22 protein-coding genes are annotated in these 21,862 nt (G+C 71.7%); 10 read left to right on the top strand and 12 right to left on the bottom strand.

Going from position 1 to position 21,862, the window contains the following annotated elements:
- Positions 1-20 precede the first annotated feature (20 nt).
- Together BJ984_RS03165 and BJ984_RS03170 are read right to left on the bottom strand one after the other, a co-directional pair.
- Positions 21-530 carry an FBP domain-containing protein gene (locus tag BJ984_RS03165; RefSeq protein ID WP_179546799.1) on the bottom strand — a complete coding sequence of 170 codons (510 nt, stop codon included), beginning with the start codon at positions 528-530 and terminating at the stop codon, positions 21-23.
- 231 nt (positions 531-761) lie between these two features.
- Positions 762-917: a hypothetical protein gene (locus tag BJ984_RS03170; protein ID WP_179546800.1), complete on the bottom strand. Its 156-nt coding sequence runs from the start codon at positions 915-917 to the stop codon at positions 762-764.
- 191 nt (positions 918-1,108) lie between these two features.
- Between BJ984_RS03170 and BJ984_RS03175 the strand changes: the two genes are divergently transcribed.
- Positions 1,109-2,371, top strand: coding sequence for an LCP family protein (locus tag BJ984_RS03175; RefSeq protein WP_179546801.1), 1,263 nt, complete (start codon positions 1,109-1,111; stop codon positions 2,369-2,371).
- A 144-nt stretch (positions 2,372-2,515) separates the two neighbouring features.
- On the top strand, positions 2,516-3,034 hold the full coding sequence (locus BJ984_RS03180; RefSeq protein WP_179546802.1) for a DUF4190 domain-containing protein: 519 nt from the start codon (positions 2,516-2,518) through the stop codon (positions 3,032-3,034).
- Positions 3,035-3,094: 60 nt separating this feature from the next.
- Here the strand turns inward: BJ984_RS03180 and BJ984_RS03185 are convergent, their stop codons facing one another.
- The 5 genes from BJ984_RS03185 to BJ984_RS03205 all read right to left on the bottom strand — a co-directional run bounded on the left by BJ984_RS03185 (position 3,095) and on the right by BJ984_RS03205 (position 8,573).
- Positions 3,095-5,095, bottom strand: coding sequence for a DUF2207 family protein (locus BJ984_RS03185; protein ID WP_179546803.1), 2,001 nt, complete (start codon positions 5,093-5,095; stop codon positions 3,095-3,097).
- Between the two features lie 63 nt (positions 5,096-5,158).
- Positions 5,159-5,842 (bottom strand): septum formation family protein, encoded by a 684-nt coding sequence (locus tag BJ984_RS03190; protein WP_179546804.1) that lies wholly within the window; start codon positions 5,840-5,842, stop codon positions 5,159-5,161.
- Positions 5,843-5,845: 3 nt separating this feature from the next.
- Positions 5,846-6,394: an orotate phosphoribosyltransferase gene (gene pyrE / locus BJ984_RS03195; protein ID WP_173182209.1), complete on the bottom strand. Its 549-nt coding sequence runs from the start codon at positions 6,392-6,394 to the stop codon at positions 5,846-5,848.
- 97 nt (positions 6,395-6,491) lie between these two features.
- Positions 6,492-7,397, bottom strand: coding sequence for an SDR family oxidoreductase (locus BJ984_RS03200; protein ID WP_179546805.1), 906 nt, complete (start codon positions 7,395-7,397; stop codon positions 6,492-6,494).
- A gap of 3 nt (positions 7,398-7,400) precedes the next feature.
- The gene (locus tag BJ984_RS03205; RefSeq protein ID WP_179546806.1) at positions 7,401-8,573 is read right to left on the bottom strand and encodes a YihY/virulence factor BrkB family protein; all 1,173 of its coding nucleotides are present in this window, start codon (positions 8,571-8,573) and stop codon (positions 7,401-7,403) included.
- 54 nt (positions 8,574-8,627) lie between these two features.
- Between BJ984_RS03205 and BJ984_RS03210 the strand changes: the two genes are divergently transcribed.
- From BJ984_RS03210 to trxA, 3 genes are all read left to right on the top strand, one after another.
- Positions 8,628-9,482 (top strand): exodeoxyribonuclease III, encoded by an 855-nt coding sequence (locus tag BJ984_RS03210; RefSeq protein WP_179546807.1) that lies wholly within the window; start codon positions 8,628-8,630, stop codon positions 9,480-9,482.
- Between the two features lie 22 nt (positions 9,483-9,504).
- Complete coding sequence (locus BJ984_RS03215) at positions 9,505-11,499, top strand: APC family permease (protein ID WP_373877385.1); 1,995 nt, start codon at positions 9,505-9,507, stop codon at positions 11,497-11,499.
- A gap of 81 nt (positions 11,500-11,580) precedes the next feature.
- On the top strand, positions 11,581-11,988 hold the full coding sequence (gene trxA, locus BJ984_RS03220; RefSeq protein WP_179546808.1) for a thioredoxin: 408 nt from the start codon (positions 11,581-11,583) through the stop codon (positions 11,986-11,988).
- 98 nt (positions 11,989-12,086) lie between these two features.
- Here trxA and BJ984_RS03225 read toward each other — a convergent pair whose 3' ends face one another.
- Positions 12,087-12,662 (bottom strand): NADPH-dependent FMN reductase, encoded by a 576-nt coding sequence (locus tag BJ984_RS03225; RefSeq protein WP_179546809.1) that lies wholly within the window; start codon positions 12,660-12,662, stop codon positions 12,087-12,089.
- A gap of 102 nt (positions 12,663-12,764) precedes the next feature.
- Between BJ984_RS03225 and BJ984_RS03230 the strand changes: the two genes are divergently transcribed.
- The 4 genes from BJ984_RS03230 to BJ984_RS03245 all read left to right on the top strand — a co-directional run bounded on the left by BJ984_RS03230 (position 12,765) and on the right by BJ984_RS03245 (position 16,320).
- Positions 12,765-13,373, top strand: coding sequence for a TetR/AcrR family transcriptional regulator (locus BJ984_RS03230; protein ID WP_179546810.1), 609 nt, complete (start codon positions 12,765-12,767; stop codon positions 13,371-13,373).
- A gap of 153 nt (positions 13,374-13,526) precedes the next feature.
- Positions 13,527-14,339, top strand: a complete 813-nt coding sequence (locus BJ984_RS03235) for a dienelactone hydrolase family protein (protein ID WP_179546811.1) — start codon at positions 13,527-13,529, stop codon at positions 14,337-14,339.
- 34 nt (positions 14,340-14,373) lie between these two features.
- Positions 14,374-14,916, top strand: a complete 543-nt coding sequence (locus BJ984_RS03240) for a gluconokinase (RefSeq protein WP_179546812.1) — start codon at positions 14,374-14,376, stop codon at positions 14,914-14,916.
- A 108-nt stretch (positions 14,917-15,024) separates the two neighbouring features.
- Entirely contained in the window at positions 15,025-16,320 is a 1,296-nt protein-coding gene (locus tag BJ984_RS03245) for an HNH endonuclease signature motif containing protein (RefSeq protein WP_179546813.1), read from the top strand.
- Positions 16,321-16,428: 108 nt separating this feature from the next.
- On the opposite strand, the gene BJ984_RS03250 is transcribed toward BJ984_RS03245, so the two are convergent.
- Entirely contained in the window at positions 16,429-16,926 is a 498-nt protein-coding gene (locus BJ984_RS03250; RefSeq protein ID WP_179546814.1) for a DUF6328 family protein, read from the bottom strand.
- A 57-nt stretch (positions 16,927-16,983) separates the two neighbouring features.
- Positions 16,984-17,493 (bottom strand): metallophosphoesterase family protein, encoded by a 510-nt coding sequence (locus tag BJ984_RS03255; protein WP_179546815.1) that lies wholly within the window; start codon positions 17,491-17,493, stop codon positions 16,984-16,986.
- A 68-nt stretch (positions 17,494-17,561) separates the two neighbouring features.
- Here BJ984_RS03255 and BJ984_RS03260 point away from each other — a divergent pair, with 68 nt between their 5' ends.
- Positions 17,562-18,542 (top strand): hypothetical protein, encoded by a 981-nt coding sequence (locus BJ984_RS03260; RefSeq protein ID WP_179546816.1) that lies wholly within the window; start codon positions 17,562-17,564, stop codon positions 18,540-18,542.
- Between the two features lie 136 nt (positions 18,543-18,678).
- On the opposite strand, the gene BJ984_RS03265 is transcribed toward BJ984_RS03260, so the two are convergent.
- Entirely contained in the window at positions 18,679-19,599 is a 921-nt protein-coding gene (locus tag BJ984_RS03265) for an AEC family transporter (protein ID WP_179546817.1), read from the bottom strand.
- Positions 19,600-19,610: 11 nt separating this feature from the next.
- A complete protein-coding gene (locus tag BJ984_RS03270) occupies positions 19,611-21,725 on the bottom strand; it encodes an acyltransferase family protein (RefSeq protein WP_179546818.1) in 2,115 nt (704 codons plus the stop codon).
- Between the last annotated feature and the right edge of the window lie 137 nt (positions 21,726-21,862).

Consider the following 21,862-nt stretch of genomic DNA (forward strand, 5'->3'; position numbering starts at 1 on the left):
CCCGGGTCCGGCGCCCGGCGTCAGGCGCTGTCGCGGATGGCGAGCGCGAAGGCCCGCACGTGCATCCGGAGCCCCTCGATGCGCTGCAGCCGCGCCGCATCGCGGTCGAAGCCCGGATAGGCGAGCGGCGGCAGCTTCCGCACATTGGCCGAGCACTGGAACTCGTCGCAGACGAGCGCGCCGACCGTGTCACCGTTGCGCCCGGCCCGCCCGCCGCGCTTGGCGCCGAAGAACACGACGTCGTTCGGCAGCGTGACGTCGTCGCACCAGGAGCACTGCGGCCGGCTGCGGGCGGAGGCCTCGGCCTGCCGCAGCAGCACGCCCACGGGCTCGCCGTCGACATCGGCAACGACGTAGCCGAGCTGGGGCTGCCGGCGGTCGCGCCAGCCGAGGTAGTCGAGGTCGTCCCAGCGGAGGCCCGCGAGGGCACCGGGGCCGCCGGCCGCGCCGGGCAGCACGATGCCGGCCCGCTCGCGCTGGGAGGTGTTGACGAAGGAGGCGCGCAGCTGCGCCTCGGTGAAGGGGGTCATGGTCATCCTGTTCCGGTCGCCCGGGCACGGGGCCGCGGGCTGGTCTCGTTCGGAGCGCGGCGGAAAGCCGCGCCGGGCGGCACCGAGGTGCCGAGTGCGCGAGAGGGAACGGCTCTATCTGCCGCCGGCCGGGCGGCCGACGACCTCCTGCCGGCCCGAGGCCGTGAGAGGTGCCCGCGAGGGGCGTGAGATGAGCGGATGCACGGACAGCAGTTTACGCCCGGGCCGACGTCACACGGCCGTCCACTTCTCGTTCGGGCCGAGGGCGGGCGCCGTGGCCCTGCCGGCACGCACGGGAGCGCGGCGGTAGCCGTCGCGCAGCACGGTGATCACGGAGGCGACGACCGCGACGGCCGCCAGGACGAGGAGCATGAAGAAGAATGTCATGGCAGTAACGCTATGGAAGGGGCGGTCCCGCCACGAGTGGCAGCACTGCCCCAGTTCGTGCATTTACTGCCATTGCTCGGTGCGGCCCGCGACGACACGGCGCGCGCAGGCTGGGAGAATCCCCGATGGCGTGATAGGAGGCTCGGATATGATCGACCGCTGACCCCCGCTCCACACCGAAGGACAGCCGCGTGAACGAGACCGCCCGACGCCCCCGGCGCCCGAGCTCCGGCCCCGTGCGGCACGGCCGGCTGCGCAGCTCGTCCCCCGTCGCGACGGCCCTGAAGGGCCTCGCCGTGGTCGCGGCCGTCGCACTCGTGAGCGTCGGCACCATCACCGCCTACGCGGTGAGCAGTGTCGCCACGCAGTTCACCTCGAACGCCGTCGACATCAGCAACGGCGAGGCGGCCCCGGCGCCGCCGCCCCTGCTCTCGGCCTTCGAGGGCGGCTTCAACATGCTGGTCATCGGCACGGACAACGACCCCAATCAGGGCGACAGCTTCGGGGAGCGCGACGCGACCCTGAACGACGTCAACATCCTGCTGCACGTCTCGGCCGACCACAAGAACGCCGTGGTCGTGAGCTTCCCGCGCGACCTGGTGATCTCGCATCCCGACTGCCAGGACCCGGAGACGGGCGAGACCTTCGACGCGATGAGCGCCCAGCCGCTGAACGACGCCTACGCCCGCGGCGGCATCGCCTGCGTCGCGAACACGGTCTCGAACCTCACCGGGCTGTCGATCCAGTACGCCGCCGCCACGTCCTTCGACGGCGTGATCGAGATGACCAACGCCGTCGGCGGCGTGCCGGTCTGCCTCACGGCGCCGATCTTCGACTCCGACTCGGGCCTCGACCTGCCGGCCGGCACCAGCGTGATCGAGGGGCAGATGGCGCTCGCCTTCCTGCGCAACCGGCACGGGGTCGGCGACGGCAGCGACCTCTCGCGCATCGGCTCGCAGCAGCAGTACCTGTCCTCGCTCATGCGCACCATGAAGAGCGCCGACACCCTGAGCGACCTCGGCAAGCTCTACGGGCTCGCGCAGGCCGCCGCCTCGAACATCAAGCCCTCGCAGTCGCTCGCGAGCCCCGACGCCATGGTGTCGCTCGCGCTCACGCTGAAGGACGTCGACCTCAACAACATCGTCTTCGTGCAGTACCCCTCGGAGGAGGACCCCGACGACGTGAACAAGGTCGTGCCGGCCCAGTACCTGGCCGACGCCATGTTCGCGAAGATCGTGGCCGACCAGCCGTTCACTCTGGGCGCCGACTCGACCACGACGGGATCGACCGTGGTCGAGGACCCGGCGGCTCCCGCCGAGCCGGCTCCCGACGCGACGGCCGCTCCCGACGCCACCGCGGCCCCCACCACCGACCCCAGCGCCCCCGAGGTCATCGAGGGCCTGAAGGGCCAGACGGCCGCGCAGCAGACCTGCGCGAACCCGAACGACAACTGAGCTCGCGCATCCGGCGGTCGTGCCGGGGCGACCGGCGACGGTGCCCCGGTGCGACACCCGGCTCCGTCGATCTCAGACCCGGGTACCACGGCGATGAGCCCCTGGTCCGATGAGCGGATGCACGGGCCTGCGTAGCGTCGAAGCATGACGACTTCGACCACCACCCCCGACCAGACCACCTCCACCCAGACCACCGCGGTCATCCCCCTCGACGAGGCGGAGACCACCGGATCCGGCCCCACCGCCTCGGGCGCCACCGGTCACGCCGGCACGACGGGCGGCTACGCCGGTGCGACCGGCGGCTACGCCGGTGCCGGGCCGGCCACCGGGAACGGTGCGCCCGCCTTCCCCGGCCAGCCCGTCGCGGCGCAGCCGGCATCCGTTCTGCCCGCCCAGGCGCGCACCAACGTGCTGGGCATCATCACCCTCGTGCTCGGCGTGCTCGGCTTCGGCCTCGTGCCGGTGATCACCGGGCACATCGCCCTGAACCAGATCAAGCGCACCGGCGAGGACGGACGCGGACTCACGCTCGCCGGCCTCATCCTGGGCTATGTGACACTGGCCGGCTGGCTGCTCGTGGCGTTCTTCTGGGTCGCGGTCGCCGGCCTCGCCGTGATCGGTGCGGCCGCCGGCAGCGGCTACGGGTACGGGTACGGCTACTAGGCCGTCGGGTTCGGGCCGAGCCCGCGCCGCCTTAGACCGGGGCGGGGGAGCTGAGTCGGGTCAGACTCCTCCGCCCCCACCTCCTCCACCGCCGCCACCCGACGATCCACCGCCGCCCGAGAAGCCGCTCGAGCTGCTCGACGAGCTGCCCGAGTAGGCCGAGGCCGACGTGGAGCTGAGCGACGACAGGCTCGACGCGAACAGCGCCGCGTTGAAGGTGCTGCTGCCGCCGTACCAGTCGGGCTGGCTGCCGAGGCTCTCGTAGTAGGTGCCGAGCACCTTGGCCCACTCGGTCTCGAGGTTCAGCAGCACCGCGTAGGGCAGCAGCTTCTCGTAGAGCTTCACGACCTGGCCCCAGTCGGGCGCGTCGACGCCGGTGCGCAGGGCGCCCTCGGGGCTCTGCAGCACGCGGAACCGCTCCTCCTCGGCCCACTTCAGGTACATCTCGATGCCGGCGACGTAGTCGCGCAGCTCGGCGCCCTTCTGCGTGAGGGGCGTGCGGAACGCGACGATCCCGGTGAACACCATCAGCACGAACAGCAGCGCGACCAGCAGGAATGGCAGGCCGCCCCCGAGCCCCGCCTCGCCCGTGACGATGCCGGCCACGAAGCCCACCGCCGCGAGCACGATCGCTGCGATCAGCAGCAGCGAGCCGATGCCGGTCACGCTCCGGCCGAGATAGCCCTCGGTGCGGGCGCGCTTGCGGGTCTTCTGGAGCAGGGCGTAGATCGCCTTGGCGAGCTCCGCGTCCTTCTTCTTCAGCTCGCGCCAGCTGCCGGGCGCGAGACCCGGCCCGAACAGGGCAGCCGCCAGCTCGCGCTCGTGCGGGTTCAGGGGGTCGGCCGACTTCAGCTGCAGCCAGTACTGCGTCGACGGGCCGAACAGGCCCGGCTCACTCTGCTCGACGATCTGCAGCACCCGCCGCACGGCGTAGTCGACGAACGACGCGGCCGCGGCCCGGTTCGTGCGCTTGGTGACGACGGAGGCGATCAGCAGGTCCTCGCCGCGCGGCGGCGTGTACTCGGGCACGATCACCGGTCGGCCCTTCGCGTCACGGAGGCGCGTCAGCCGGTGCACCAGGGCGGCGATGGCCGTGGCGATCGCGAGCACCACCGCGACGAGCTGGATCCACCCCGACGGCGCCGAGAGGTAGCCGGTCTCGCGCTCGGTGAAGGTGTGGGGCGCGAAGGCGACGCCGATCGTGACGTTCTCACCGGCGGTGAGGTTCTGGGTGTCGGTGGTGAAGACGGCGGCGCCCTCGGCGATGGCCTCGTCGATCCCGACGGCGCCGCCGCTCCCGCTGCCGGTGTCACTACCCGTGTCGGTGCCGAACTCGGCGGTCGGGTCGCCCTGCGCCTCGACGATCTCGCACTGGGCCGTCGAGCCCTCCACCCCGACGAAGCAGCCGGTGTCGCCGGTCAGCGCGTCGACCAGCTCGGGGGCGACGACGGTCGTGGTGCGGTGCTCGGCGAAGGGCTGCTTCCACAGAGTGCCGTTGGTGTCCCAGTAGAACTCGTCGTCGTCGGTGTTCGCGAAGTAGGCCGTGACGTCGCGCTGGGTGTACGTGAGCACGTACGTCTGCTCGCCGTGCACGTAGTCGTCGCCGGCGATGGTGACAACGAGGTTCTCGTCGTCGTCCTCGGTCTCGTACTCGCGCGGGGTGCCGTCGCCGTCCGTCACCGAGACCAGCTCGAGGTCGGTCGGATGCCCCTGGTACACCCGCGGGATCGCCCGCTGGATGCCCCGGTTCTGATCGCTCTCGGGGAACTGCGCCACGAACGTCTCGGTGGTGCGCAGGGTCGAGTGGCCGGCGTCGTCCATGCCGAGGTCGTAGCGGGCGTCGAAGGAGTCGAACGTGAAGTCGTTGACGTCGCGGGGCACGGCGGCGAGCGCGGGCGCTTCCGCGGCGTCCGCCGGGGTGGCCGCCAGGATGGGGGCGGCGAGCGCCGCCACGGGCTGTGCTGCGGACAGGGAGGCGGCGGCCGCGGGGGTGGCCGCCAGGGCGGGGGCCGTGACGAGCAGGAGGGCGGCGAGCATCCGGAACCGGGCGAGCGTGCGCATGCGCCCAGCCTACCCGGGGCGAGCAATCCTCAGCGGGCGGATTCTCTGCAGGAGGAGGGCCGGTCAGGGCACCAGCGAACCGGCCAGCGGCGAACCCGACGCCGTGCTGAAGAAGCACTGGAAGACGCGGTCGCCGGCATCCCACCCCTCGGCCGTCGCGGGGTACGAGGCCTGCCAGCGCAGGTCGGCCACGTCGGGGGCGGCTGCGGTGTTCACCGCGGTGGGCGCGGTGCAGAGCAGGTTGAGCCGCGACGCCAGCGCAGCCTCGCCCGGGTAGGGCGTGCCGGCGGCCTCGGGGAAGAGCCCGCGCAGGGTGAGCTGCGCCGGATGCTCGGCGGCGCAGTCGACCACGGTGAACGTCTCGGCCCAGGGCGAGGCGTAGGCGCCGAGGCACTCTCCGCCGAAGAGCTCGGTGAACGGATGCTCGCCGGGCGCCGCCGGAGCGGTGGGCGCGGGCGGCAGCGCACCGACGGTCGGGTCGGGCCGAACATCCGGCACCCCGCTCGCGCTCGGCGCGGCCGTCTCGCTCGCGACCGCCGTCTCGCTCGGCACAGCCGTCGCGGCTTCGCCCGCTCCCACGCCGGCGCCGCTCGTCGCGCCTTCGCCCTCGTCGCCCGCCCCGCCTCCCTGCCCGCCGCCCTGCCCGGCCCGCAGCCCGAGCACGAACAGCACCACGACCACCACCGCCGCGAGCAGCACCCCACCCAGCACCATCAGGCGGGTGCGGCGGCTGCTCGTCGGCGCCATCGGCTACTCCAGCCCGAGGTCGCTCAGGCCGATCGCGTAGTGGTACGGGTAGCCGGCCTCTTCGATGCGCTCGCCGGCACCGGTATTGCGGTCGACGACCACGGCGACGCCCGCGATGATCGCGCCGGCCTTCTCAAGGGCCGTGATGGCGGCGAGGGGAGATCCGCCGGTGGTCGAGGTGTCCTCGAGCACGATCACGCGCTTGCCGGCGACGTCGGGGCCCTCGACCTGGCGGCCGCGGCCGTGGTCCTTCGGCTCCTTGCGCACGACGAAGGCGTCGTACTCGAGGCCGCGCAGGGCGCCCTGATGCAGCACGGCCGAGGCGATCGGGTCGGCGCCCATCGTCAGCCCGCCGACGGCGGCCACGTCGTGAATCGGCGCGATCAGGTCGAGCATCACCTGCCCGATCAGCGGCGCGACGCGGTGGTCGAGCGACACCTTGCGCAGGTCGACGTAGTAGCTCGCCTTCTTGCCGCTGGTGAGGGTGAAGTCGCCGTGGAACACGGCATCGGCCTTGATGTACTCGATGAGTCTGCTGCGCGCGTCGGTCACCCGCCCAGCCTACCGAGCGGGCCGCCGGCCGCGCGCCCGCCGGCCGGCCCGTGCGCTTGCCGCCGAGGCTTCGCGCACGCGAGGCGGGTGCCGAGGCCTAGACGGGGTCGGCGCCCGGCTGGGGTGCGCGGGCGCCCTCGAGGAGGGTGCGGAGGGAGAGGGGCGGGTGGCCCGTGAGGCGTTCGACGTCGGGCGTGGTACGGGCGAGTTCGCCGGTCGCGATCGCGGTGTAGGTGCTGACCCAGGCGTCGAGCTGCCACGGCGGCGCCCCGTAGGAGGCGCGGGAGGCGTAGGCCTCGTCGATCGTCTCGTCGTGGAAGACCACGGGTCCGCGTCCGCCGAGCTCCGAGACGAGGCCGGCGACCTCGGCGAGGGTCAGCGCCTCGGGGCCGGTGAGCTCGTAGACCGCATCGACGTGGGGCGAGATCGGCCCGTCCCGCAGCACGTCGCGAAGCACCGCCACCGCCGAGTCGGCCACGTCGGCCCGCGCCACCGCCGCGACCCGCCCGTCCCGCGCCGGCCCGCGGATGACACCGTCCTCCCCCGCCAGGTACGGCAGGAAGTCGGCGTAGAAGTTGTCGCGCAGCGCGGTGAAGCCGAGGCCCGACGCGCGCAGCAGCTCCTCGGTGGCGAAGTGGTCCCGCCCGAGGGTGAACACCGCGTCGGGCGCGGCCCCGAAGAACGAGGTGTAGACGAGGTGACGAACTCCGGATGCCCGTGCCGCCTCGATGAACGCGGCGTGCTCCGCGACCCGGTCCGCGCTCTCGGCGGCCGAGACCATGAAGGCCAGCTCGACCCCCTCGAGCGCACGCCGCACCGCGTCCGTGTCGCGGTAGGACGCCTCGGCGACCTCGACCGGCGCGCCGCCCTCGAAGCGCGGTGCCCGGGAGGCGTCGCGCACGACGAGGCGCAGCGGGATGCCCGCGGCGTGCAGCTGCTCGGCGACGCGTCCGCCGACGGCACCGGTCGCGCCCGTGACGGCGACGGGAGTGGAAGAGGTCATGCCCTAATCCTCCGCCCCGGGAGCCCGCCCGGGCGACAGCGCGGCCGTGGGGCGCAGAGACTCGAGCGAGCGCAGCTCCTCGAGCGCGGCGTCTCGGCGCCAGCGCGCGGCCGCCCGGCGCCACCAGCCCGCCGCGTCGAGTTCGCGCTGCGCGTCGCGCAGGCGCACCTCGGCGGCGATCAGCAGCGCCTCGTGCTCGAGGGCCGCCCTCTCGGCGGCGCTCGGCTCGTAGAGGGTGCCGCCGTGGTCCTCGGTGGCTACGGCGATCCAGGCGGCCGCGACGAGCGTGACCACGCTGGTCAGCCGGAACCAGAGCAGCAGAGCGATGAACACCACGAAGGTGGAGAGGAGGGGGTTGCGGCTCGCACCACCGAGCAGAGTGCTGCCGAGGAGCTGCAGGCCGAGCAGGGCGGCTCCGCCGAGGAGGGTGCCGCCGAGCATCCGTCGCAGTGTCAGTCGGGCGTCGGCCAGGAAGCGGAAGAGCACGCCGAGGGCCGCCGCGTCGATGAGGTAGACGACCAGCAGGCTGACCGCCGTGACGAGGGGGCGCGACCAGTCGCGGAAGCCCATGCCGAGGAAGGAGGTGAACCAGTCCAGCGCCGAGGTGCTCACGACGCTGAGGAACGCCGCCGCGAACAGCACGAGCCCGATCACGAGGGAGACGACGAGGTCGCGCGCCTTGAGCAGGAGGTAGGAGCGGGAGTCGCGGGGCATGCCGAAGATGGTGCGCACGGCGATGCGGGAGTAAGTGATCCAGCCGATGGCCGTCCAGATCAGCACGGGCAGGGCGAGCACGCCGGTGATGGTGAGGAGCGACGTGCTCGAGGTGGCGATCATCGAGAGGTCGGCGGGCGAGATGATGCCCTTCTCGCCGATCAGGCGGGGCACGTAGGTGTTGATCAGGACGACGAGGGCGTCCATCGTCTCGGGCGACTGCACCAGCCAGATGCCGGCGCCCGCGAAGACGAGGTAGACCGCGGCGAACACCGCGAACAGGGCCTGGTAGCTCATGCCCGAGGAGAGCAGGAAGCCGTTGCCCGCGAGGAAGCGGCGCCAGACCCGGGTGGGGAAGAGCGCGAGGGTCTGCTGGGTGACACTGGTGACGCGCTCGAGGGGCTGCTCGAAGCGCTGCTCGAGGCGGGTGCGGAGGGTCTCGTCGTCGCCCCGGCCCGCCATGCCGCCAGCCTACGCGCCGCCGGCCTGGTCACCGGCGGGCGGTAGCGTGGAGGCATGCGTGTTGCGACCTGGAACGTGAACTCGATCCGAGCCCGAGTGGGCCGCGTCGTCGACTGGCTGGTGCGGGAGGACGTCGACGTGCTCGCCATGCAGGAGATCAAGTGCAAGGAGTCGCAGTTCCCGTTCGAGGCCTTCCAGGAGGCGGGCTACGACGTCGTGCTGCACGGCCTGAACCAGTGGAACGGCGTCGCCTTCGCGAGCCGTCTGCCGATGGAGGACGTGGCGAACACCTTCACCGGCATGCCCGGCTTCGGCAAGGAGCTCGCCGACGGTTCGCTGCCACAGGAGGCGCGGGCGCTCGGCGTGACGGTCGACGGAGTGCGCCTGTGGAGCCTCTACGTGCCCAACGGCCGCGCCCTCGGCGACCCGCACTACGAGTACAAGCTGACCTGGCTCCGCGAGCTGGCCACGCAGACGGCCGCCTGGATGTCGGCGCACCCGACGCAGCCGCTCGCCCTGATGGGCGACTGGAACATCGCGCCCCTCGACAGCGACGTGTGGGACATCGGCGTCTTCGCCGAGTCGACCCACGTCTCCGTGCCCGAGCGCGCCGCCTTCGCCGAGTTCGAGCGCATCGGCCTCGCCGACGTCGTGCGCCCGCTGGTGCCCACCGGCTACACCTACTGGGACTACAAGCAGCTGCGCTTCCCGCGCAACGAGGGCATGCGCATCGACTTCGTGATGGGCTCGCAACCGTTCGCCGACCTGGTGACGGATGCGCGGATCGACCGCAACGAGCGGAAGGGCGATGCGCCCTCCGACCACGTGCCCGTCGTGGTCGACCTCGACCTCGACCTCTCGGCCGAGCTGGCGACCGATGACGACGACCGGCCGATGATCTTCGGCTGAAATCGCGACATAGAGTGAGCCCATGAGTTCACCCACGGTCGGCGCCGGGTCGCCGCTTGTGCCCGGGCAGCCGTGGCCCGACGCACCGCCGCCCCCGAGCCGGCTGCGGCGGTGGCTCACCGACGGTCTGCAGGACACGGCGGGCCGGCATCCGGGGCCCGGGGCGTCCAAGCCCGAGAAGACCCACTCGTGGTGGCGCGTGATGTGCCTCACCGGCGTCGACTACTTCTCGACGCTCGGCTACCAGCCCGCGATCGCCGCGCTGGCCGCCGGGCTGCTCAGCCCGATCGCCACCATCGTGCTGGTGCTGGTGACCCTGCTCGGCGCTCTGCCGGTCTACCGGCGGGTGGCCCGCGAGAGCTTCAAGGGCGAGGGCTCGATCGCCATGCTCGAACGGCTGCTGCCCTGGTGGGGCGGCAAGCTCGTGGTGCTGGTGCTGCTCGGCTTCGCCGCCACCGACTTCATGATCACGATCACCCTCTCGGCGGCGGATGCCTCGGCGCACGCCATCGAGAACCCCTTCGCCCCCTCGTGGTTCGAGGGCAACGAGGTGCTGCTCACCCTCGTGCTGGTGCTCGCCCTGGCCGTGGTGTTCCTCCGTGGCTTCAAGGAGGCGATCAACATCGCCGTGGTGCTGGTGGCGGCGTTCCTGCTGCTGAACGCCGTGGTGATCGTGGTGTCGCTCGTGCACGTCGCCGAGAACACGGTCGTGATCGGCAACTGGTGGACGGCGCTCACCGCACAGCACGGCAACCCGCTCGTCATGGTGGGCATCGCGCTGATCGCGTTCCCGAAGCTGGCTCTCGGGCTCTCGGGCTTCGAGACCGGCGTGGCCGTGATGCCGCAGATCGACGGCGCCCCAGGTGACACGCCCCAGAAGCCCGTCGCGCGCATCCGCGGGGCGAAGCGGCTGCTCACGACGGCGGCCATCACCATGTCGGCGTTCCTCATCACCTCGTCGATCGTGACGACCCTGCTCATCCCGCAGAAGGACTTCGAGTCGGGCGGGCCGGCCAACGGTCGGGCCCTCGCGTACCTCGCGCACCAGTTCCTGGGCGACGGGTTCGGCACCGCCTACGACATCGCGACGATCGCGATCCTCTGGTTCGCGGGTGCCTCGGCCCTCGCCGGCCTGCTGAACCTCGTGCCCCGCTACCTGCCGCGCTACGGCATGGCCCCGCACTGGGCCGCGGCGGTGCGCCCGCTCGTGCTCGTGTTCGCGGCGATCGCCGTCGTCATCACGCTCGTCTTCCAGGCCGACGTCGACGCGCAGGCCGGCGCCTACGCCACGGGCGTGCTGGTGCTGATCACCTCGGCCTCGGTTGCCGTGACGCTCTCGGCGGCGCGCAAGAAGCAGCGCGCGGCGGCCATCGGCTTCGGCGCGATCGCGGTCGTCTTCCTCTACACGACCGTCGCCAACATCATCGAGCGGCCCGACGGCGTGCGCATCGCGGGCCTGTTCATCCTCGGCATCATCGTGGTCTCCATCGTCTCGCGCGTGCACCGCTCGTTCCAGCTGCGGGCCACCTCGGTGACCCTGGACGCGATGGCGCTCGACTTCGTGCTGAGCGACGCCGACGAGTACGACTCGATCCGCATCATCGCGAACGAACCCGACGACGGCTCGGCCGAGGAGTACCGCCAGAAGATCAGCGAGGAGCGGCGCGACAGCGGCATCCCGATGCGCTCGCCGGTGATCTTCCTCGAGGTCTACCCCTCCGACTCCTCCGACTTCGAGGAAGACCTGCTGGTGCGCGGCGAGGCCGTGCACGGCTACCGGGTGCTCCGCGTGACGAGCGGCAACATCCCCAACACGATCGCCACGGTGCTGCTCGAGATCCGCGACCTCACGGGCGTCGTGCCCGGCATCTACTTCGAGTGGACCGAGGGCAGCCCCATCTCCAACATGTTCAAGTACCTCGTCACGGGCACGGGCGAGGTCGCTCCGGTGACCCGCGAGGTGCTGCGCCGGGCCGAGCACGACCGGCGCCATCGACCCGAGGTGCACGTCAGCTGAGGCCGGGTGGGGGTTCCGGATGCTCGGGGGGCGGGCTCGCGCATCCGGAAGCTTTAAGGCACGCCGGGTGTTGAATGGAGCATGTCCACGAAGACTCTGACCATTGACAACCACGACGAGACGGTGGCCGACGGCATCGTCCTGATCGACTTCTGGGCCGACTGGTGCGGCCCGTGCAAGCAGTTCGCGCCCGTCTTCGAGAAGGCGTCCGAGGCGAACGGCGACATCACCTTCGCGAAGGTCGACACGGAAGACCAGCAGCAGCTGGCCGCGAGCTACGGCATCACCTCGATCCCGACGCTGGTCGGCTACCGCGACGGCATCCCCATCTTCGCGCAGCCCGGCGCCCTGCCCGGCCAGGTGCTCGACGACGTGATCGCCCAGGTGCGCGCGCTCGACATGGAGGCCGTGAAGAAGGACTACGCCGAGGCCGTCGCCAAGCAGCAGGCTGGCGAGCAGCCGGTCGGCGAGCAGCCGGTCGGCGAGTAGCCGCACAGCTGGAACGACGAAGGGCCCCTACCTCGCGGTGGGGGCCCTTCGTGTGTTCAGGGTGCGCGTGGTCCGAGACCGGCGCGGTGCCGTGAGACCTACGCGGCCTGCTGCTCGGCGTCGACGGCGTCGAGCGACGCGGCGAAGGCGTTGATGAACTCCTCGAGCTGGGCGACGATCTCGGCGTCGTCCTTCGGGTGGGTCTCGGCGAAGCGCACGACCGAGTTGGGCACCGACAGCGTGGGCTCGACGACCTTGGCGCCGGCGATGCCGAGCGCCTTGCGGGCCTCGTCCTGGGCCCAGACGCCGCCGTACTGGCCGAAGGCGGTGCCGATCACGGCGACGGGCTTGCCGACGATGGCGCCGGTGCCGAAGGGGCGCGACGACCAGTCGATGGCGTTCTTGAGGTTCGCGGGCATGGTGCCGTTGTGCTCGGGGGTGACGACGAGCACGGCGTCGGCGGCGCCGACGGCCTCGCGGAACGCGACGACCGAGGCGGGGAGCTCGCCCTCGACGTCGATGTCCTCGTTGTAGAGCGGGAGGTCGCGGTGCTGGTCGGAGATGGCCAGGTCGATGCCCTCGGGGGCGAGATCGATGGCGGCTTCAGCCAGCTGACGATTGGTGGAGGCGGCACGAAGGCTGCCGACGAGGACGAGGACGGACTTCTGGGTCATGGTGTCTCCTGCGGTGAGTAGGGCGGGCCGGTGCCCGCGGACAAGTGGTTCAACCGGACTCTGGTCCGTTTATTCCCGGATGCCCCGTGCTACAGTCCGGGCATGGATCAGATCGGCGCACCGCCCGGTCCGCTGACCCCGACGGTGGGGCTCCGTGCACCCGAGCGATCGGATGCGGCCCGCAACCGGGAGCTGCTGCTCACGACGGCCCGCCGGCTGATCGACGGCGACGGCATCGAGTCGCTGACGATGGACGGGCTGGCCGCCGCGTGCGGCGTGGGCAAGGGCACGATCTTCCGCCGCTTCGGCTCTCGGGCCGGCCTGTTCCAGGCGCTGCTCGACGAGTCGGAGAAGCAGTTCCAGGCGGGGTTCCTGAGCGGCCCGCCGCCGCTCGGCCCCGGCGCGCCGCCGATCGAGCGGCTCGTCGCGTTCGGCCGGGCACAGCTCGCGACGGCGGCCCGCCAGGTGCCGCTGCTGCGTGCCGCCGAGCGGCCGGCGGCCGAGCGCCACGCGGTGCCGGCGCGGCGGCTGGCCTCGACGCACATCCGCGGGCTGCTCACGCAGGCCGGGGTCGAGGGCGACCTGCCGGCGCTGGCCTTCGATCTGCTCGCGATCCTCGACGCGGTGGTCTGGCTTCCCGACGGCGACCTCGAGCGCATGCTGCCCCGGCTCGCGGACTCGTGGGAGCACATCGTGCGCCGCCTGGCCTGAGCTCCGCCGCCGCCACCGCCACCGCCACCGCCACCGCCACCGATTGTCATGCCGCGCCTTTCGCGAGCGCGCCTCCCACTGGCCGGCCGCCCCAGGCAGCGCCGCGGGCAGCCCCCACCACCCGCGTCCGCTGCGCGGGTGCAGACTGGCCCCATGGCCTCTACCGCCTCCTCCGCCCCCACCTCGACCCTCGACGGATGGGTGCGCACCCCCTTCACGGCGGCCGGCGCGACCCACGACTGCTACCAGAAGGGTGCCGGGCCGGGCGTCGTGCTCATCCCCGAGCTCCCCGGCATGACGCCCGAGGTGCTCGGCCTCGCCCAGCACCTCGTCGACGAGGGGTTCACCGTGGTGGTGCCGTCACCGTTCGGGGTGCCGGAACGCGCATCCTCACCCGGCTACGTGCTGAGCACCGTCGCGCGGATCTGCGTCAGCGCAGAGTTCCGGGCCTTCGCGGTCGACGCCAAGCGCCCGATCACGGCCTGGCTGCGCGCAGTCGCGGCGGATCTCGCCGGCCGCACCCCCGCATCCGGAGTCGGCATGATCGGCATGTGCTTCACCGGCGGCTTCGCCCTCGCCGCGGCGGTCGACGACAGCGTGCTCGCCTCGGTCGTGAGCCAGCCGGCCGCGCCGTTCCCGCTCGGTCGGGCGCGCCAAGCCGACCCGTCGATGTCTCGAGACGAGCTGGACCGCGTCGCCGAGCGCTCGCGTGAGACCCCGTTCTGCGCGATCGGCCTGCGCTTCTCGGAGGACCGCAACGCCCCCCGCGCCCGCTTCGACACCCTGAGCGCCGCGCTCGGCGACCGCTTCGAGGTGATCGAGCTCGACTCCTCACCCGGCAACCCGGGAGGCTTCTCGACGACCGCGCACTCGGTGCTGACGAGTGAGGTGCGCGAGGTCGCCGGGCACCCGGCGCTCGAGGCCAGGGAGCGCGTGGTGCGCTTCCTGCGCGACCAGCTGACGTAGTCGATGCCCGTCGCGGCATGGTGGACTGGGAGGCATGCGCAATCGGGTCGTGTTCACCACCGGGGTCTCGGGATCGGGCAAGTCGACGATCGGCGTGCTGCTCGCCGACCGGCTCGGCTGGGCCTTCGTCGACGCCGACGACCTGCACCCGGCGGCGAACGTCGAGAAGATGGCGGCCGGCATCCCGCTCACCGACGACGACCGCTGGCCGTGGCTGCGGGCGGTCGGGGCGGCCGCGGCCTCCCGCATCGAGCACGCGGATGCGGCCGGCACCGCGGGCGCCTCGGGCGAGTCCGCCGGCGTCGTCGTCGCGTGCTCGGCACTGCGCCGCGTCTACCGCGACGTCCTGCGCGAGGCCGATCCGGGGGCGGTGTTCGTGCAGCTCGTCGGGTCGGCCGCGCTGATCGGCGACCGGCTGCGCGCCCGGCAGCACCACTTCATGCCCGCGACACTGCTCGGCTCGCAGCTGGCGACGCTCGAGCCGCTCGGCGCCGACGAGGCGGGCCTCGCAGTCGTGGTCTCGGCGGGGCCGGAGACGGTGGTGGCCGAGATCATCTCGGGGCTTGCGCTGACGTAACTAAACGAGCATCAGCTCTTTCTGATAGAATCTCAGTATGCAGACAGACGCTCAGCTCAGGAGATCGCCGACGATCTCCGGGTCGCTCTGGGCGCAGCGATCAGCGGGATGGCGGGTCTCACCGACGAGGCACTGCTCGAGGTCATGGCCGACTTCGAGGCGATCGGGCGGCTGGCCTCGGCCGGGCAGGTGTACACCGCCGGTGAGGTCGCGCTGCGGTCACGCACCGAGCTCGGCGACGAGGGCCTCAGCCGGTCGCAGAACTTCACCACCCCCGTCGCGCTCATCGCGAAGGTCACCGGCGCGTCGGCTCGGGCGTGCAAGGCGCGCCTCGAGCTCGGACGCAAACTTCGGGGTGCGGTGCTGCTGGGTGGTGGCGAAGGGCCGGCACCGTTCCCGGTGGTCGCCCGCGTGCTCGATGAAGGCGTGCTCGGCGTCGAGGCAGCGGCGACGATCGTGAAGCAGTGCACTGTGCTCGCCGACCGCGGATGCTCACCCGACGTCGTGAGCCTCGCCGAGCAGACCCTCGTCGACCAGACCATCTCGTGCCGGCTCACCGCCGATGAGACGTCCAGAGCTGCCATTCACCTGCGCGAGGTGCTCGACCCCGACGGTGCCGAACCGCGCGACGAGGTGCTGCAGATGCAGCGGTCGCTCACGATCGTGCTGGCCCCGGATGGGATGTACCGGGGGAAGTTCGCGCTCACGCCCGAGCAGGGCGGAGTGTGGTTCTCGAGCATCCAGGCGCTGCAGAGCCCCCGCATCACGGGCCCCCGGTTCGTCGATGGAGACGAATACGTGACCGCCGATGGCCGCACTCAGGCGCAGAAGAACGCCGACACCGTCACCGAGCTCATCGCCCGCGCCGCCGGAGCCGAGGACATGCCCCGCATCAACGGAGCCTCCACCGTGAATGTGCACATGACCCTCGACGACCTCCTGGCGGGGCGGGGTGTCGGGTGGATCGACGGCATCGACCAGCCCGTGCCTGCCTCCACCGTGGCTCAGCTGCGGTGCTCATCGCCGGTCGCGGCGACCCTTTTCGGCGACAAGGGCGAGGTCCTGTTCCACGGCAAGACCAAGCGCCTCTTCACGGCGGCGCAGAACCGGGCACTAGCGGCCCGTGACGGCGGCTGCGTCTGGCCCAGCTGCGACCGGCCACCCTCATACTGCGAGACACATCATGCAAACGAATGGGTCTCGGACGATCATCCGCCCGGTCGAACCGACATCGACAACGGCGTTCTGCTCTGCCACTTCCACCACTCCCACCTGCACAAATCACCATGGAAACTGACCATGCACGACGGGGTGCCCCACCTCATCCCACCCAGATGGGTAGACACGGAACAGACACCGATACCGACCACCCGTCGACGCACCATCCAACGACCCGCCGCATAGCCAGCCACCGCATCCGAGGGCAAGCGCGAAGCGCGCGGCAGCACACCCAGCTGCCGCGCGCTCACGCGCTTGCCCGAGATGGACATGGCTGGGTTGGAAAGAGAACTGCTACCGGGATTCGACCGGCAAGCGGCTGCGCGACACCCGCGGCAACACGACCCACAGCGCCAGCACGATCACCAGCACCACCGAGCCGATGACGATCCCCGCCGCGCGCCCGAGCACGAAGTCGAAGATCAGCAGCGCCGTGCCCGCGAGCGTGATCGCGACGCCGATCATCGTGAACTGCAGGATGCGGTCGGTCAGGTGCACGACTCGGTCTTTGGCGCGCATCCGGAACAGGGCGCGGTGCAGGCTCACCGGGGCGAGCCCGAAGACGGTGGTGAGGATGGAGGCGACGACCAGGCAGAGGTAGACGATGCGCTGGTAGTCGTCGAGGTCCTCGAAGCGGGACTGGAAGGCGGCCGCGAGCAGGAAACCCGTGAGGATCTGCGTGCCGGTCTGGATGACCCGCAGCTCCTGCAGCATCTCGTTCCAGTTGCGATCGAGGCGCTCGTTCTCGCTCTCGTCGCGCCCGTCACCCGGGCTCGCGTCGACATCGGTCATGGAACGTATCTACCACGCTCCGCCGGGGGCGTCATGGGCCACTCGCGCATGACCCCGTCAGAGCGCACGCCCGACCGGCACCAGTTCGACGTCGCGCAACCGGCCGTCGTCGGCCACCGCGGTCATCATCGTGCAGACGGGCTGCCGCCGCCGGTCGGTCGGCGAGCCGGGGTTCAGCAGGCGCATCCCGCCGGGCGCGGTGCTGTCCCACGGGATATGGCTGTGCCCGAACACCAGCACGTCCGTCTCGGGGAACGCCTGTTCCATCCGCACCTCGCGCCGATCCCGCGAGCCGGTCTCGTGGATCATCGCGAACCGCAGCCCCTCGAGCTCCACCCGCGCGACCTCCGGCAGCCGCGCCCGCAGTCCCGCCCCGTCGTTGTTCCCCCACACCCCGATCAGCCGCGCGGCGCGCCCCGAGAGCAGGTCGAGGGTCGCCTCGTCGACCCAGTCCCCCGCGTGGAACACCAGGTCGGCCTCGTCGACCGCCCGCCAGACCCGCTCGGGCAGCACCTTGGCGCGCTTGGGCAGATGGGTGTCGGCGAGCAGCAAGAGTCGCGTGGGCATGGGTCCATCGTGGCCCGGGTCGGACGCTGCCCGTAGGCTCGGGGGCAGGTTCGACGGCGGGAGGTCGGGTGGATCCGCTCGAGCAGGCGGCGGGGCAGCTCTACGGAGAGGCCCCCTCGGGGTTCATCGCCGCGCGCAATGCCCGGGCCGCCGAGGCCAAGGCGGCGGGTGAGCGCGAGCTGGCGGCGGGCATCCGTTCACTGGCGAAGCCCTCGGTCGCGGCCTGGGCCGTGAACGCGCTCGTGCGGCACCGGCCGGGCGACGTGCAGCCCCTGCTCGAGCTGGGCGAGCGGATGCGCGACGCCACCGACTCGGGCGACCGCGACGCCGTGCGGCAGCTCGGCCGCGAACGCCAGCAGCTGCTCGCGACGGCCGCGTCGTCGGCGCGGGCGCTCGGCGACGAGCTCGGCGTGGCCGTCTCGGACGCAGCGGCCGTCGAGGTGCAGCAGACGCTGCAGGCGGCTGTCGTCGACCCGGCGGCGACCGCGGCCGTGCGGAGCGGGCTGCTCGTTCGGACGTTCTCGAGCACCGGGGTCGACCCGGTGGAGCTCGACGGCGCGGTGGCGCTGGCCGGTGCGGGGGCGGTCGAGCCCGTCGCGGTACCGTCGGCCGCGACTCGGCCACGGGCAGTCGGGACCCGGGAGGCCGAGAAGAAGTCGAGCGATGCGCAGGCGGCTCCGAAGGAATCGCGCGAGGAGGCCCGCGAGCGCGCCGCCGCCGAGCGCGCGTCACGGGCCCTCGCCGCCGCCAAGCGCGAGGCGGAGGAGGCGCGACAGGACGCCGAAGACGCCCAGGCGGAGCTCGCGACGACGGAGCTGCGCATCCGCGAGAATCGGGCGCGGCACGAGCAGCTCGCCGAGGAGCAGCAGGAGCTGCGCGAACGTCTCGACGCGGTGCAGGGCGAGCTCACCGACACCAATGTCACGGCCGCCCGCCTCCGCAAGGAGCGTTCCTCCGCCGTGCGGGCAGCCGAAGCGGCCGAGCGCCTGGCGTCTCGCGCCCGCACCCGCCTCGCCTCGCTCACCGCCGACGACGACCTGGACGACTGACTACGCGCGCGCCATCTGACACAACGTGTGTGGCGACCCGACGCGACCTGACACAACATGTGGCAAGTCGACGCGACCCGACACAACTTGTGGCAAGTCGGCGCGACCCGACGCAACTTGTGTCAGGTGAGCACGCTCAGGCCAGCAGCGCCGCGACCGCCACGAGCAGCGGCACCGAGCCGATCGTCGTGACGAGCACCGTGTCCCGTGCCAGCACGACGCCCCGCTGATACCGCGCCGCGAAGTTGTAGATGTTCTGCGCCGTGGGCAGCGACGCCAGCGCCACGACCTCGAACACCTGGTGCGCCGGCAGGTGGAACGCGAACTGCGCCAGGAGATATGCCGTCAGTGGCATGACCACGAGCTTCACGGCGCTGGCGACCATGATCGCCGCCCGTCCCGAGCCCGGAGCGAGCGGCTTCTGCCCCACGAGCGACATCCCGAACGCGATCAGCACCAGCGGAACCGCCGCCCCGCCGATCAGCTCGAACGGCGCCAGCACCGGCGCCGGCAGCTCGACCCCGAACAGGGCGAGCAGCAGTCCGATGAGTGACGCGATGATCATCGGGTTGCGCACCGGCTGCGAGAGGATGGACCCGACCGAGGCCCTGCCCCGCGTCGCGATGTCCAGCACGGTCAGCGTCACGGGTGCCAGCACGATCAGCTGCAGGAGCAGCAGCGGTGCCACGAGCTGGGCGCTCCCGAGCACGTAGATCGCCACCGGCAGCCCGATGTTGTTCGCGTTGACGTACCCCGACGACGCCATCCCCACGGCCGTCTCGGCGACCGGCTGCCGGAACCAGATCCGCGAGGCGATCAGGTACACCGAGGCCGACACCACCACGCTGATCAGCGTCACCAGCAGCGGCGCCGAGAACACGGTGGCCGGATGCGACCGCGACAGCACGGTGAACAGCAGGGCGGGGGTCGCCACGAAGAAGGCGATCCGGTTGAGCACGAGCCGAGCATCCTGAGGCAGGATGCCCAGCCGCTGCACCCCGTAGCCCACCGCGATGACGAACCCGATGATGCCGAACCCGGTCAGGACCCCCAGCATGCCCGGCCGCCTCAGCGCGCGATCGCGTCGGCCATCGCCCGGGCGAGGAACGGCTCGAGCGTGAACGCGAAGGTGCGGGTGAGGTGGTCGACGTCGCGGTAGACGTTCGCGCCGCCGACGACGGCGGGGCACTCCTCGGCGGTGCAGTAGGTGTCACTGAAGTCGAGGAGCGTGACGTCCTGGCCGGCGGCGACGGCGCTGGATGCGGCCATCGCGATCGGGTCGAAGGCCGCGAGACCGTCCTCCCGGGGGGTCGTGCAGAGCGAGGCGTCCTCGGTGCGGAGGCACTTGTTCGGGTCGTCGTCCCACGAGGGGTTGTCGACCACGGTGACGACGGGCGTGCCGGCGTCGAGCACGGGCGTCCAGGCCTCGCCGTAGCCGGCGGCCGCGACCGTCTCGTCGTCGGAGGTGCCCGGCACGTTCCGGTCGGTGAGCGCGGCCGTGAAGATCGCGTCGAAGGGCTCGTGCGAGCTCAGTGCCGCTGTGAGGGAGGAGCGCCACGAGTCGCACGATGCCGCGAACGCGTCACGGCCGGCCAGGGGGGTCGTCGTCCACGGGCATCCGCCCTTCAGGTACGTCGTGAGGTGCCAGCCGTTCGACTCGGCCATCTGGATGAACGGGTCCATCAGGGCGTAGGCGTGGCTGTCGCCGATCAGCGCGATCTGCGGCGCGTCGGCGTCGTCACTGCCGAACCGGCAGTCGCGCACGGTGGCGTCGTTGAGGGTCGAGAGGCAGTCGGGATGCTCGGGCCGGTCGGCGTTGCCGAAGCCGGGGCTCGGGATGATCAGGCCGTCGAGCTCGGGGTTCGCGCAGACCGGCTCGATCGCCGTGAGGCCGTCGGTGGGGCCGGATGCGGCACCGAAGCACTCCGGCGGATCCGCCAGCGTCTGCGCGAGCTGCGTGGCCTCGGCGTCGTACTTCGGCTGCTGCACCGCCCAGGCGCCGGTGACGAAGAGCGTGGACACGGCCATCGCCGCCACCACGCCGATCAGCGTCGTGCGCGGGCGGCGGGTGGTGAAGAACCGCCAGCCGCGGGCCGGGTCCTCGATGAACCGCTTGGTGAGCCAGGCCAGCACGAAGCAGAACAGGAACAGCGCGATGCGGTTGTAGATGCTGAGGCCCCAGCCCGGGATGTACGGGGCGATCACGATCAGCGGCCAGTGCCAGAGGTAGAGCGAGTACGAGATGTCGCCGATGAAACTGACCGGGCGCCAGCTCAGCACGCGGCCGGCGTCCCACGGCTTCTCGCGGTGGTGCGCCACGATGATCGCCGCGGTGCCGAGCACGGGCAGCGCCGCCATGTAGCCCGGGAAGGGCGTCGCCGCCGTGAAGAGGTAACCGCAGCCGAGCACCACGGCGATGCCGCCCCAGCCCAGGATGTTCGACTGCCACGCCCGCGTCGGCCGCAGTCTCGGCAGCAGGGCGAGGGCACCGCCCACCGCGAACTCCCACACCCGCGTGTAGGTGACGAAGTAGGCGGCCGCGGGGTCGGTGGCCGTCACGAAGACCGAGAGCGCGAAACTGCCGAGGCCGACGATCGCGAGCACGGCCATCAGGCCGACCCACTTGCGCCGCTTCAGCACCTTCACCGCGAAGACCGAGGCGCCGAGCATCAGCACGGGCCAGAACAGGTAGAACTGCTCCTCGAGCGAGAGCGACCAGTAGTGCTGCACGAGGCTCGCCTCGTTCGCCGCCGCCAAGTAGTCCACAGAGTTGAGGGCCAGTACCCAGTTCTCCACATAGAACGTCGAGGCGAGGATCTCGCGCACGTTCTCGGTCAGACTCGACAGCGGCATGACGAACAGCGTCGCGAGGCTCGCGAAGACGAGCACCGTGATGGCGGCCGGAAGGAGGCGACGGGCCCGCTTGGCGTAGAACGACGGCAGGGCGATGCGATCGGTGCGCTCGAGCTGACGGGCGAGCTGCTGCGTGATGAGGAAGCCTGAGATCACGAAGAAGACGTCGACGCCGATGTAGCCGCCGGTGAGGCGGCCGGGCCAGAAGTGGTAGACCACCACGAGCAGCACGGCGATGGCGCGCAGGCCCTGGATGTGCGGGAGGAAGTGGTCGGGTCGCTCGGCCGCGGCGCGGTGTCTCGCCGGGGGCGCGGCCGTGTGCTTCTCCATCGGGTCTCATGGTACCCGGGGCGTCACGGGGTTCCTGAGCGCGCCGCGGGTGGGGCGACACGGCGTCGTTTCGTGCCTTCGGTGGTTCCTTGCGCGCATCCGCGGCTCTGGCGCAGCTAATCGCCGCCGCCGTCAAA

Source organism: Herbiconiux flava (genome assembly GCF_013409865.1).
In the GTDB taxonomy this organism is placed as follows: Bacteria; Actinomycetota; Actinomycetes; order Actinomycetales; family Microbacteriaceae; genus Herbiconiux; species Herbiconiux flava.